The organism is Janthinobacterium saanense (assembly GCF_014200675.1).
Lineage (GTDB): Bacteria > Pseudomonadota > Gammaproteobacteria > Burkholderiales > Burkholderiaceae_D > Janthinobacterium.
Map to the genome: position 1 here is coordinate 84,059 of NZ_JACHCI010000009.1, position 12,829 is coordinate 96,887.

Annotated in this window: 15 protein-coding genes; 13 read left to right on the forward strand and 2 right to left on the reverse strand. The window is 58.6% G+C overall.

Going from position 1 to position 12,829, the window contains the following annotated elements; genetic code table 11:
* Positions 1-7 precede the first annotated feature (7 nt).
* From rpsI to erpA, 4 genes are all read left to right on the forward strand, one after another.
* Entirely contained in the window at positions 8-400 is a 393-nt protein-coding gene (gene rpsI / locus HDE72_RS14060) for a 30S ribosomal protein S9 (protein ID WP_010393285.1), read from the forward strand.
* A 164-nt stretch (positions 401-564) separates the two neighbouring features.
* A complete protein-coding gene (gene argC, locus HDE72_RS14065) occupies positions 565-1,602 on the forward strand; it encodes an N-acetyl-gamma-glutamyl-phosphate reductase (RefSeq protein ID WP_183741881.1) in 1,038 nt (345 codons plus the stop codon).
* A gap of 95 nt (positions 1,603-1,697) precedes the next feature.
* Positions 1,698-2,087 (forward strand): bactofilin family protein, encoded by a 390-nt coding sequence (locus HDE72_RS14070; protein WP_183741882.1) that lies wholly within the window; start codon positions 1,698-1,700, stop codon positions 2,085-2,087.
* Between the two features lie 92 nt (positions 2,088-2,179).
* A complete protein-coding gene (gene erpA / locus HDE72_RS14075; protein ID WP_183680207.1) occupies positions 2,180-2,542 on the forward strand; it encodes an iron-sulfur cluster insertion protein ErpA in 363 nt (120 codons plus the stop codon).
* A gap of 77 nt (positions 2,543-2,619) precedes the next feature.
* Here erpA and HDE72_RS14080 read toward each other — a convergent pair whose 3' ends face one another.
* Both HDE72_RS14080 and HDE72_RS14085 read right to left on the reverse strand, forming a co-directional pair.
* A complete protein-coding gene (locus HDE72_RS14080) occupies positions 2,620-3,711 on the reverse strand; it encodes an anhydro-N-acetylmuramic acid kinase (protein WP_183741884.1) in 1,092 nt (363 codons plus the stop codon).
* Positions 3,712-3,801: 90 nt separating this feature from the next.
* Positions 3,802-5,169, reverse strand: a complete 1,368-nt coding sequence (locus HDE72_RS14085) for a M23 family metallopeptidase (RefSeq protein ID WP_183741887.1) — start codon at positions 5,167-5,169, stop codon at positions 3,802-3,804.
* A 151-nt stretch (positions 5,170-5,320) separates the two neighbouring features.
* Between HDE72_RS14085 and tyrS the strand changes: the two genes are divergently transcribed.
* From tyrS to ruvA, 9 genes are all read left to right on the forward strand, one after another.
* Complete coding sequence (gene tyrS, locus HDE72_RS14090) at positions 5,321-6,586, forward strand: tyrosine--tRNA ligase (protein ID WP_183741889.1); 1,266 nt, start codon at positions 5,321-5,323, stop codon at positions 6,584-6,586.
* Complete coding sequence (dtd, locus tag HDE72_RS14095) at positions 6,583-7,044, forward strand: D-aminoacyl-tRNA deacylase (RefSeq protein WP_183741891.1); 462 nt, start codon at positions 6,583-6,585, stop codon at positions 7,042-7,044. The genes tyrS and dtd overlap by 4 nt, the downstream gene beginning before the upstream one ends.
* Positions 7,045-7,067: 23 nt before the next feature.
* Positions 7,068-7,730, forward strand: coding sequence for a YbhB/YbcL family Raf kinase inhibitor-like protein (locus HDE72_RS14100; protein ID WP_183741892.1), 663 nt, complete (start codon positions 7,068-7,070; stop codon positions 7,728-7,730).
* A gap of 6 nt (positions 7,731-7,736) precedes the next feature.
* Complete coding sequence (locus HDE72_RS14105) at positions 7,737-8,381, forward strand: histidine phosphatase family protein (RefSeq protein WP_183741894.1); 645 nt, start codon at positions 7,737-7,739, stop codon at positions 8,379-8,381.
* Positions 8,382-8,519: 138 nt separating this feature from the next.
* Positions 8,520-9,560 carry a tRNA dihydrouridine synthase DusB gene (gene dusB / locus HDE72_RS14110; protein WP_183741896.1) on the forward strand — a complete coding sequence of 347 codons (1,041 nt, stop codon included), beginning with the start codon at positions 8,520-8,522 and terminating at the stop codon, positions 9,558-9,560.
* A gap of 115 nt (positions 9,561-9,675) precedes the next feature.
* On the forward strand, positions 9,676-9,909 hold the full coding sequence (locus HDE72_RS14115) for a helix-turn-helix domain-containing protein (RefSeq protein WP_008445162.1): 234 nt from the start codon (positions 9,676-9,678) through the stop codon (positions 9,907-9,909).
* A 97-nt stretch (positions 9,910-10,006) separates the two neighbouring features.
* A complete protein-coding gene (gene purH / locus HDE72_RS14120; RefSeq protein WP_183741898.1) occupies positions 10,007-11,593 on the forward strand; it encodes a bifunctional phosphoribosylaminoimidazolecarboxamide formyltransferase/IMP cyclohydrolase in 1,587 nt (528 codons plus the stop codon).
* A gap of 81 nt (positions 11,594-11,674) precedes the next feature.
* Positions 11,675-12,214, forward strand: coding sequence for a crossover junction endodeoxyribonuclease RuvC (ruvC, locus tag HDE72_RS14125; protein WP_183741900.1), 540 nt, complete (start codon positions 11,675-11,677; stop codon positions 12,212-12,214).
* 36 nt (positions 12,215-12,250) lie between these two features.
* Complete coding sequence (gene ruvA / locus HDE72_RS14130; RefSeq protein ID WP_183741902.1) at positions 12,251-12,829, forward strand: Holliday junction branch migration protein RuvA; 579 nt, start codon at positions 12,251-12,253, stop codon at positions 12,827-12,829.

The following is a 12,829-nucleotide window of genomic DNA, read 5'->3' on the forward strand; positions in this document are numbered from 1 at the left end:
AACTGACATGATCGGTAATTACAATTATGGAACCGGCCGTCGCAAAAGTGCAGTGGCTCGGGTTTTTATCAAAGTTGGCACAGGCTTGATCGTTGTTAACGGCAAACCAGCAAACGAATACTTCTCGCGCGAAACCGGTCTGATGGTCATTCGTCAACCACTGGAACTGACGGGCAATGTCGAGCGTTTCGACATCAAAGTCAACGTCCATGGCGGCGGTGAGTCGGGCCAGGCTGGTGCAGTTCGTCACGGCATCACCCGCGCACTGATCGACTACGATGCAGCGTTGAAACCGGAACTGGCTAAAGCCGGCTTCGTGACCCGCGATGCACGTGAAGTTGAGCGTAAAAAAGTTGGTCTGCGCAAAGCACGTCGCGCAAAACAATTCTCGAAGCGTTAATTTTCACGCTACAGCGCCTCTCTGGCGCTGCTCGAAAAGCCGCTGGACTCAGGTTCGGCGGCTTTTTGCATTTCAGCGCGGCATGCCGTTGCGCTGTAAAATATGCCTATTGCCATCCAGGCATATAGTGCAGTTCTATTCATTTATACATACAAGGAAAGAAAATGATCAAAGTTGGCATCGTCGGCGGCACTGGATACACGGGCGTGGAATTGCTGCGTTTGTTGGCAAATCACCCGGATGTCGAGTTGACGGCGATTACCTCGCGCAAGGAAGATGGCTTGCCCGTTGCTGACATGTATCCTTCCTTGCGTGGCCATGTAAAACTGGCCTTCTCGGCGCCGGACAAGGCGAACCTGGAACAATGCGATGTGGTCTTTTTTGCTACGCCGCATGGCGTGGCCATGGCGCAAGCGCCGGCCCTGCTGGCTGCGGGTGTGAAAGTGATCGACCTGGCGGCTGATTTCCGCCTGAAAGACCAGGCCAAGTTCGAACAGTGGTACAAGATTCCCCACACCGCGCCCGAGCTAATAGCGCAAGCCGTGTACGGTTTGCCAGAGCTGAACCGCGAAGATATCAAACAAGCCACGCTGATCGCCAACCCGGGTTGCTACCCGACCACCATGCAGCTGGGCTTTTACCCGCTGCTCAAGGCTGGCCTGGTCAATGCAGGCGGCTTGATCGCCGACTGTAAATCGGGCGTGTCCGGCGCCGGCCGCAAGGCCGAGATCGGCATCCTGTTCTCGGAAAGCAGCGACAGCTTCAAGGCGTACGGCGTGGCTGGCCACCGCCACTTGCCTGAAACCACGGCGCAATTGCAGCGTTTCACGGATGACAAAGTCGCCTTGACCTTCACGCCGCACCTGGTGCCGATGATACGCGGCATGCATTCGACCCTGTACGCGCAACTGAACAAGGATGTCAGCAATGAAGAGCTGCAAGCCTTGTTTGAAGAGCAATACAAGGATGAGCCTTTCGTCGACGTGATGCCATTTGGCTCGCATCCGGAAACGCGTTCCACGCGTGGCTCGAACATGCTGCGCCTGGCCTTGCACCGTCCGGAAGGCGGCAATACCGTGATCGTGCTGGTGGTGCAGGATAACCTGGTCAAGGGCGCGTCTGGCCAGGCCGTGCAGTGCATGAATTTGATGTTTGGCTTGAAAGAAACGGCTGGCTTGCAACATATCGCCCTGCTGCCGTAAGTAGTCGCTGCGGCACGATCGTTGTGCAGGTCCGGGGCCTGAATCCCGGACCTGTGATAGATTGAACTGTCACGTTTACCGAAAGGATGGCGTTCATGTTCGAGCGCAACGCGAAAAACCCCATCGATACCCTGATCGGCGCCGCGACGCAGCTACAGGGCGACTTGCTGTTTTCCGGCGGATTGCGCATCGATGGCCATGTGCGCGGCAATGTGACGGGCGAGCCGGGCGAACCCACGTATGTGGTGCTGGGTGAGGGCGGCCGCATCGATGGCGAAGTGCGTTGCTCCTCGCTGGTGGTCAGCGGCGAGATCAACGGCCCCGTGTATGTATCTGAAATGCTTGAAATCCAGCCGAAAGCCCGCATCTGCGGGGAAGTCTATTACAAGGTGCTGGAGATGCACAGCGGTGCGCTGGTGCAAGGCAAACTGAGCCGCCATGAGGGCGCCGACCCCGTGCTGCACCTGGCCGTCTCTGAAATGTGAAATAACAACGGCCGCTGGCCGTGACCAAGCCGGCCACAGCGCGACTTGCGCCAACCGTCTATAATGAAGCCATGTTTTCTCAGGAGTCTGAAATGAATGCCGTCGCTGAAATGCAAGATGTGATCCCTAGCCCTATTATCTTCACCGATAGCGCCGCTGACAAAGTTGCGCAGCTGATCGAAGAAGAAGGCAATCCCGACCTGAAACTGCGCGTTTTCGTGCAGGGTGGCGGCTGTTCCGGTTTCCAGTACGGCTTCACCTTCGATGAAATCGTCAACGAAGATGACACCACCATGGTCAAGAACGGCGTCCAGCTGCTGATCGATTCCATGAGCTACCAGTACCTGGTTGGCGCGGAAATCGACTACAAGGATGACCTGGAAGGCGCGCAATTCGTCATCAAGAACCCAACCGCCACCTCGACTTGCGGTTGCGGTTCTTCCTTCTCGGTTTAATCTGTAAGCCGGTAGGTAAAAAATAGCGGATCATTGATCCGCTATTTGTGTTTCTGAAAGCAGTTTCTAAAAGTGCTCTAGCGCGGATACAGCGCACCGAGCACGCGCAATCCCCTGGCGCCCGTTACGGCTGGCAAATTGCCCGGTTTGCGCTGGGTAAAGCGCCAGGCCAGCCAGGCAAACGCCAGTGCCTCGACCTGGCTGGGCGCCACGCCCAAGGCTTGCGTCGATTCGACCTTCATCGTTGGCAGCTCTTTCGCCAGTTCTTGCAGCAAGGTAGCGTTATACGCGCCGCCGCCGCACACATACACGGCATCGGCTTGCGCGCCATCGCGCAGGATGGCTTGCGCCAGGCTGACGGCGGTCAAACGCGTCAGGGTCGCCTGCACGTCGGCGGGCAGGGCGTTTGCATAGTTGGCCAGCTTGCCAGCCAGCCATGCGGCGTGAAACAGGTCGCGACCCGTGCTTTTGGGCGCCGGCAGGGCAAAATACGGCTCGCCCAGCAAGTCCGCCAATAAGCCGGGGATCACCGTGCCGCTTGCCGCCCAGGCGCCGTGCGCATCGTAGGCCTGCCCCTGGTGCTGCAAAATCCAGCCATCCATCAAGGCATTGCCTGGGCCCGTGTCGTAGCCCGTCACGGCGCCATCGGCGTGCAGCACGCTGATATTGCTGATGCCGCCGATATTGGCCACCACGCGCGTCTTGCCAGTGTCGTTGAACACGGCCTGGTGAAAGGCGGGCACCAGTGGTGCACCCTGGCCGCCGGCCGCCACGTCGCGGCTGCGCAAGTCGGCGATCACATCGATGCCAGTCAATTCGGCCAGCAGGGCAGGGTTATTCAGCTGGCGCGTAAAACCCAGTTCGGGGCGGTGGCGTATGGTTTGGCCGTGCGCGCCGATGGCGGTGACGGCCTCGGCGACGATACCGGCCTGCTCCAGCAGCATGGCTACGCAGTCGGCATAGTGGCGCACCAGGGCGTTGGCGGCCAGCGCTTCGCGCTCGATTTCATTCTGGCCGGCGCCTTGCAGCGCCATCAGGTCGGCGCGCAGGCTGGCAGGGAAGGCTATATAAGCATCAGCCAGGCTGCGCACGCCATCGTCCGAGAAATCGACCAGCGCGCCATCAACGCCGTCCAGGCTGGTGCCAGACATGAGACCGATATAAAGCATGTTTTTCCTTCGTAATCAGGTAGCCGAATAAAAAGGCACCGGCCATCGAAACGGGCGGTGCCTTGTTCTCTACCCCGTGGGGTGCTGCGCTTAGCGCGAAGCGATTGCCGTGTCGCTAGGACGCAGCAGGGTGAAGCGGTGCATCATGTCGTTGGACACCAGGCGGAAGCGCGACAGCTCGGCTGGCGTCAATGGCGCTTGCGCCAGTACGCTCACTTTGCTTGGGTCTTGTGCTGCGCCGCCGACGCGGAATTCATAGTGCAAGTGGGCGCCCGTCGACCAGCCGGTGGTGCCGACATAACCGATCACATCGCCCTGGCTGACTTTCTGGCCTTTTTTCAGGCCGGCAGCGAAGCGGCTCATGTGGGCGTAGGCGGTGCTGTAGTTGGCCCAGTGTTTCAGGACGACGATGTTGCCATAGCCATTTTGCATGCCCACCGAGTCGACTACGCCATCGCCGGAGGCGTGGATAGGCGTACCCGTTGCTGCGGCGAAATCGATACCCTTGTGCTGTTTCCAGTTGCCGGAAATCGGATGCACGCGCATCGAGAAGCCGGACGAGATACGGGAAAACTGCAGTGGGGATTTCAAAAAGGCTTTTTTGAGGGACTTGCCGTCGAAGCTGTAGTAACCGCCGCCTTGCTTGCTGGCCGGGTCTTCGAACCATACGGATTGATAGGTCTTGCCGCGGTTGGTGAATTCACCGGCCAGGATACGGCCTGCGCGGACGAATTCGCCATCTTGCCAGAACGTTTCATAGACCACGTTAAAGCTGTCGCCGCGTTTCACATCGGAACGGAAGTCGATATTGGTCGAGAACATATCCACGATTTGCGCGGAAATCGTGTCTGGCAGACGGGTACCGTCCAGGCTGGAATCGATGGCGGCAAACAGGGTGGAATTGATCTTGCGGGCATGCATTTCAACGCGGCGTTCCAGCTGGGCTGGCACTTCCGAGGCCACGAACTTGTCACCTTTGCGGGTGATCAGGATGTTCTTGACCGATTTGTCGGTGCTGTCGACGAGCGTGGCGCGTAGCCAGTTCAGTTCACCGTTTTCGGCCGTCTGCGCTTGCACGCGTTTGCCCGTTTTCAGCAACATCACGCCGCGCGCAACCTTGTCGGACTTGATGAAATTGGTGGCCGCTGCATCATCCACGCCCAGACGTGTCAGCAAAGTCGCGAGCGTATCGCCAGCGCGGACTTTTTCTTCGTGCGTGAAATTCTGGTCTACCTGCTCCATCGCGGAAATTTGCGCGCTCAGGTCGGGCATTTCCAGGTTCTCGGCGATCGACTTGACCGGCAGGTCGGACGCGTCGGGCGCCATGGGCGACACAGCGACGGCGCCGAAGGCGACTACGGTGAGCAGCACCGCAGAGACGCCGATAATGCGTGCTTTGCGGGTCGTCGTCAGCTGTGTGTACAGGCGCGAGCCTGTGATTTTATGTATAGGGTTCATGCAATCAGTTAAAATTTGCCTTTGAACGATGCCCGAACTAGCGCTCTTTATTGTTATTTTGTTTCGTTTTCATACGGCAAGATTGATGGGATCGGGCATTATAACAAACTCCGCAAACCAACTACCATTTTGAGATTTACTGTCAAATTTTATGGAAATCAACACCACCGCATCGCCTGCCAAGGCTAACGCAACGCAAGCGCCACTTGTGCTGTCGGACAGAGTACAAGAAGCCCTCGCGATTACCAAGCGTGGCGTCGACGAACTCTTGATCGAAAGCGAATTTGCGCAAAAATTAGCCCGCTCCGAACAGACTGGCGTGCCACTGCGCATCAAACTGGGCCTGGACCCCACCGCACCCGATTTGCACCTGGGTCACACTGTGGTACTGAACAAGATGCGCCAGCTGCAAAACCTCGGCCATCAAGTCATTTTCCTGATCGGTGACTTCACCTCGATGATCGGCGACCCATCGGGCCGCAACGTCACGCGTCCACCGTTGACAAAAGAACAGATCGAGATTAACGCGATGACGTACTTTGCGCAAGCATCTTTGGTGCTGGACGCGAGCAAGACGGAAATTCGCTATAACTCGGAATGGTGCGATCCGCTGGGCGCGCGCGGCATCATCCAGCTCGCTTCGCACTACACGGTGGCGCGCATGATCGAACGCGACGACTTCACCAAGCGCTTCCAGGGCGGCGTGCCGATTTCCGTGCATGAATTCCTCTACCCGCTGATGCAGGGCTACGATTCGGTGGCCCTGAAGTCGGACCTGGAACTGGGCGGCACCGACCAGAAGTTCAACCTGCTGGTGGGCCGAGAACTGCAAAAGCAGTACGGCCAGGAACAGCAATGCATCCTGACCATGCCGCTGCTCGAAGGCCTGGACGGCGTCGAGAAAATGTCGAAGTCCAAGAATAACTACATTGGCATCACCGAACCGGGCAACACCATGTTCGCCAAGCTGATGAGTATTTCCGACGTCATGATGTGGCGCTACTACGAGCTGCTGTCGTGGCGTTCGATCGCCGAACTGGCTCAGCTGAAACGCGAAGTGGAAGAAGGGCGTAACCCGCGCGATGCAAAAGTGGCTCTGGCGCAAGAAATCGTCGCCCGTTTCCACTCGCAGCAAGCCGCCGAAGATGCGCTGGCCGACTTCGTCAACCGCTCGAAAGGCGGCATCCCTGACGACGTGCCGGAAGTGAGCCTGGCTGGTGGTCCGCTGGCCATCGCGCAATTGCTCAAGCAATCGGGTCTGTGCCCATCGGTCTCGGAAGCGGCGCGCATGATAGACCAGGGCGGCGTGCGCATCGACGGCACTGCCATCAGCGACAAGGCTCTGAAGGTGGAAAATGGCGTGTTCGTGCTGCAAGTTGGCAAGCGCAAGTTTGCGCGCATTACTTTGACGGCATGATCGCGCTGCTGCAAAGAGTTACGCAAGCCAAGGTGGTGGTCGATGGCGCCACCATCGGCGCCATCGATGCCGGCCTGATGGTGCTGCTGTGCGCGGAGCGGGGCGATACGGAAAAAGACGCCGACGCCCTGCTGACCAAATTACTGGCCTACCGCGTGTTTTCCGACGCGGCCGGCAAGATGAACCTCAGCGTGACGGACGTGGCCGGCGGCTTGCTGCTGGTGCCCCAGTTCACGCTGGCCGCCGACACCAAGTCCGGTTCGCGGCCATCGTTTACGCCAGCGGCCGCCCCGCAGGACGGCTTGCGCCTGTTTGAACATGTCGTGCGCCAGGCGCGCAGCCGTCATGCGACAGTAGAGACCGGACAGTTTGGTGCCGATATGCAAGTATCGCTGACCAATGATGGTCCAGTGACCTTCTGGTTGCAAATGGGTGCCAAGCAAGCTGCTGGCAAATAATAAAAAAACAGGGAGATGGGCAGATGAAATTGCGGAGCGAAACTTTTCGTGATGGTGGCCTGATGCCAGCCGAGTACGCATTTGCCGAGATCGACCCGGTCAACCGCGTGCGCCTGGCGGGCAACCGCAATCCACATCTGGCCTGGGATGAGGTGCCGAACGGCACCGAGTCGCTGGCCTTGTTCTGCTTTGATCCCGATGCGCCGCAAGACGCCAGCCTGGCCAACCGTGCCGATAGCACTTTGCCCTTGATGGCGCCGCGCAGGGATTTTTTTCACTGGAGCTTGCTCGATATCCCGCTGGCAATAGACGTCATCGATGCGGGGCAGTTTTCCAGCGGCGTCACGGCGCGTGGCAAGCAGGCTGCCAGCGTGTCCTGGCTCGATGGCAGCGGCCCCTATCAATTACGTCAGGGCATCAACGACTACAGCTTGTGGTTTGCCGGCGACCCTGCCATGGCAGGGGATTATCATGGCTACGATGGACCGTGTCCGCCGTGGAATGATGAACGTTTGCACCACTACATCTTCCGCCTGTATGCACTGGACGTGCCGCAACTGGCCTTGCCTGAGCGTTTCACGGCGCGCGATGCGCATGACGCCATCTATGGCCATGTCATCGATGAGGCGCAGCTGGTCGCCGCCTACTCGCTCAATCCCGCCGTGGCCGCTACCCTCAAAAAATAAGACTTTATGACCACCACGATTTTATTGATACGCCATGGCGAAACGGCCTGGAATGCGGAACGCCGCCTGCAGGGCCATATCGACATCGCCCTGAATCCGGCGGGGCTGGCGCAAGCGGCCGCGCTGGGCCAGGCGCTGGCGGGCGAGCCACTGGCAGCCGTGATCGCCAGCGACTTGTCGCGCGCGCAGCAAACGGCGCAAGCCATTGCCGGCTTGCAAGACTTGCCCGTGCAGACGGACGCGCTGCTGCGCGAACGTTGTTATGGCGCTTTCGAAGGCTTGCTGTATGCCGATATCGCCGCGCGCTACCCGCATGAATATGCGCAATGGCAGGCGCGCCAGATCGATGCCGTGATGCCGTCGGGCGAGCGCCAGGCCGAGAGTTTTCGCCAGTTCTATGGACGCAGCACGGAGGCCATCGCCGAATGGGCCCAGCGTTACAAGGGCCAGACCATCGCCATCGTGGCGCATGGTGGCGTGCTGGAATGCGCCTACCGGGCCGCAGTCGGCATGTCGCTCGACAGCCCGCGCGACTTCCAGGTAAAAAATGCCAGCGTGAACCGTTTTTCATATGCCGATGGACAATGGCATCTGCTGCATTGGGGCGATGTCGAGCATTTGCACATGCCCGCGATGGACGAATTGGGCTAAGGTTGCAAGCGGCTGTTTTGCTGCTTTGCACAAGATGTTTTCTGCCCTGACGCACTGTGCCATGAAAAATAGTGCTTATTATTTAGGCAGATAATCGGTTAAAATAGCAGGTTCCTCCGTCCCCTTCAGGTTCCCTCAGTGCAAATCGGCCCTCACATTCTGCGTAACAATGTTTTCGTCGCTCCCATGGCGGGCGTGACGGATAGGCCATTTCGCCAGTTGTGCAAGCAGTTGGGCGCAGGGTATGCCGTGTCGGAGATGGCGGCGTCGAATCCACGTCTATGGGCGACGGAAAAAAGTTCGCGCCGTACCGACCATGACGGTGAGATGGAACCGAAAGCCGTACAGATCGCCGGCGCCGATCCGCAAGACCTGGCCGATTGCGCCAAATTCAATGTGGACCGTGGCGCGCAGATCATCGACATCAATATGGGTTGCCCCGTGAAAAAGGTCTGCAACAGCTGGTGCGGTTCGGCCCTGTTGCAAAATGAAAGCCTGGTAGAGAAGATCTTGCATGCGGTGGTCAATGCCGTCGATGTGCCCGTCACCTTGAAATTTCGCACGGGCTGGAACCGTGAAAACAAGAATGCCCTGAATATCGCCCGCATCGCCGAACAGGCCGGCATCCAGATGCTGACCCTGCATGGCCGCACGCGGGCCGATGGCTACAAGGGCGACGCCGAGTATGACACCATCGCCGCCGTGAAAGCGTCGGTGGCCATCCCGGTGGTGGCCAATGGCGATATCACCAGTCCGCAAAAGGCCCGCTTTGTGCTGGATCAAACGGGAGCGGACGCCGTCATGATAGGCCGCGCGGCGCAGGGCCGGCCGTGGATCTGCCGCGAGATCGACCATTTTTTGCGCACCGGCACTTTGCTGCCGGCGCCATATGTGGATGAAGTACGCACCCTGATGGATGAGCATTTGCGCGCCCATTATGCGTTTTATGGTGAATTCCTCGGCGTGCGCACGGCGCGCAAGCATATCGGCTGGTATGTGAAAGACCTGGAGGGCGGCGAGGAGTTCCGGCAGCAAATGAATTTGCTGGAGTCGACGGACGCGCAGTTGCTGGCTGTCGATCAATTTTTTGAGTCGCAATGGAAATTTGGCGAACGGTTACAATACCGCCTCTCCGAAGTTGGCGATAGCGGTTTGATAGAGGCCGCCGCCGCAGTATAAGAAAACAAGACAGGAAGATAAGATAGAACCAGGGCGTACGCCTCGCGTTACGCGGATGATGACGTCAATGATATGACAGCATCACGACAAATTAATTAGCCGGTTGAACAGCAAAATGAGCAAAGAAAGCATTCAGGAAGTCGTACAGAAAAGTCTAGAAGATTACTTCAATGACCTGGGCGAACAGCAAGCATCGAATATCTATGACATGGTCGTGTTGACCGTGGAAAAGCCCATCCTGGAAGTCGTGATGACACGCGCCGATGGCAACCAGTCGCATGCCGCGCAAATGCTGGGCATTAACCGCAATACGCTGCGCAAGAAATTGCAGGAGCACGGTTTGCTGTAATGCCGGCTTGCAAGTGATGCCAAGCTTTGAATCCGCCGCAGCGGCCTGAATGGGTCCTGCGCATTCGCCAAGAACACTTAACCACCTAGCCTCAGCCATGATCAAACAAGCTCTCATTTCCGTTTCCGACAAGACCGGCGTTCTCGATTTCGCGCGCGCCCTGTCCGCCCTCGGCGTCAACATCCTGTCGACCGGTGGCACCGCCAAATTGTTGGCAGACAACGGTGTTCCCGTGACGGAAGTCGCCGACTACACGGGTTTCCCCGAGATGCTCGATGGCCGCGTAAAAACCCTGCACCCGAAAGTGCATGGCGGTATTCTGGCGCGCCGCGATTTCCCTGAGCATATGTCGAAACTGGTCGAGCACGATATGCCGACCATCGACATGGTGGTGGTCAATCTCTACCCCTTCCAGGCTACCGTGGCCAAGGATACGTGCACCCTGGAAGACGCGATCGAGAACATCGATATCGGCGGCCCGACCATGCTGCGCTCGGCAGCCAAGAACCACAAGGACGTGGTCGTGATCTGCGATCCATCGGATTACGATGTGGTGCTGGCGGAAATCAAGGCGGCTGACGGTGCAGTGGGAACGGTCAGCTATGACACCCGTTTCATGCTGGCGAAAAAAGTCTTTGCGCACACGGCGCAATACGATGGCGCCATCACCAATTACCTGACCAGCCTGGGCCCGACCAAGGTGCACGCCGAGCGCGGCGCTTATCCGCAAACCCTGAACGTGGCGTTTGAAAAAGTGCAAGACATGCGCTACGGCGAAAACCCGCACCAGAGCGCTGCTTTCTACCGCGACCTGGTCACGACCGAAGGCGCGCTGGCCAACTACCGCCAGTTGCAAGGCAAGGAATTGTCGTACAACAATATCGCTGACGCTGATGCAGCCTGGGAATGCGTGAAGAGCCTGGGTGGTTTCGAGCAAAGCGCGGCCTGCGTGATCGTCAAGCACGCCAACCCATGCGGCGTGGCCTTGGGCAAGAATGCAGCGGAAGCCTATGCGCGCGCCCTGCAAACGGACCCGACCTCGGCTTTCGGCGGCATCATCGCCTTCAATACCGAACTCGACGGCGCCACCGCTGGCGAGATCGCCAAGCTGTTCGTGGAAGTGCTGATCGCTCCATCGTTTTCACAGGAAGCGAAACAGATTCTGTCGAGTAAGCAAAACGTGCGCATGCTGGAAATCCCATTGGGTTCCGGCATCAATGCCATGGACTTCAAGCGCGTGGGCGGCGGTTTGCTGGTGCAGGCGCCGGACGCGAAAAACGTGGCCATCGGCGACTTGCGCGTGGTGACCAAGCTGCAACCGACGCAACAGCAATTGCAAGACCTGATGTTTGCCTGGAAAGTAGCGAAATTCGTCAAATCGAACGCCATCGTCTTCTGCGGCAATAACATGACCCTGGGCGTGGGCGCAGGCCAGATGAGCCGTATCGACTCGGCCCGCATCGCCTCGATCAAGGCGCAAAACGCCGGCTTGTCGCTGGCCGGCTCGGTGGTAGCGTCGGACGCCTTCTTCCCCTTCCGCGACGGCCTCGACGTGGTGGTCGATGCCGGTGCGACCTGCGTCATCCATCCGGGCGGCTCGATGCGCGACCAGGAAGTGATCGATGCAGCCGATGAGCGCGGCGTGGTGATGTTGCTCACGGGTACGCGCCACTTCCGTCATTAAGATAGTCCTACCCCAAGCAACAAATTTGCGGCAGGCACCGGTTTCCACCGGTGCCTGCCGTATTCATTATAGAATCTGGCGATGATTATTCTCGGCATCGATCCTGGCCTGCGCACCACGGGCTTCGGGGTCATCGAAAAACTCGGCAACAAGCTGCGCTATATCGCGTCGGGTACCGTCAAGACGGCGTCCGAGGGCGAATTGCCGCCGCGTTTGAAGATCATCCTGCAGGGCGTGAGCGAAATTGTGCGCACTTATCAGCCCGATTGCGCCGCCATCGAAAAAGTTTTCGTCAACGTCAATCCCCAATCGACCTTGCTGCTGGGCCAGGCGCGCGGCGCCGCCATCTGCGCGCTGGTCCATGCGGATTTATCGGTGGCCGAATACACGGCGCTGCAAGTAAAACAAGCCGTTACGGGCCATGGCAAGGCTGCCAAGGAACAAGTACAGGATATGGTTGCGCGGCTGCTGACACTGCCCGGCTTGCCCGGCAGCGATGCGGCCGATGCGCTGGGCGTGGCCATTTGCCACGCCAACAGCGTCGACGCGCTGGCCATGCTGAGTACGGTGGCGCCCCAATTGCAGGGTTTGCGCATGAAGCGCGGCCGTTTAGTTGGATAAAATAATACTAATCTCATCATTATTTAGGAACACCTCATGATAGGCCGTCTCTCCGGTACTTTGCTTGAAAAAAATCCGCCACAATTGCTGGTCGATTGCCAGGGCGTCGGCTACGAAGTCGATGTGCCGATGAGCACGTTCTACAATCTGCCCAATGTGGGCGAAAAAGTGATTTTGTTCACGCACCAGGCCATCCGCGAAGATGCGCATTTGCTGTTTGGTTTTGGCAATGCGGCCGAGCGCGCCGTGTTCCGCCAGTTGATCAAGATCACGGGTGTGGGCGCGCGCATGGCCTTGTCGATACTGTCCGGCATGACGATTGCGGACCTGGCGCAAGCGATTACCTTGCAAGACTCGGGCCGCCTGGTAAGAGTGCCCGGTATCGGCAAGAAGACGGCTGAGCGTTTGCTGCTGGAACTGAAGGGCAAGATCGGTGCGGATCTGGGCCCGCTCGGTGCGCACGCTGCGCCGGATGCGCAGTCCGATATCCTCAACGCATTGTTGGCGCTCGGCTACTCGGACAAGGAAGCGCTGGCGGCCGTGAAAAACGTGCCGGCGAGCACCGGTGTCTCGGACGGCATCAAACTGGCGCTGAAAGCGCTGTCGAAAGGCTAG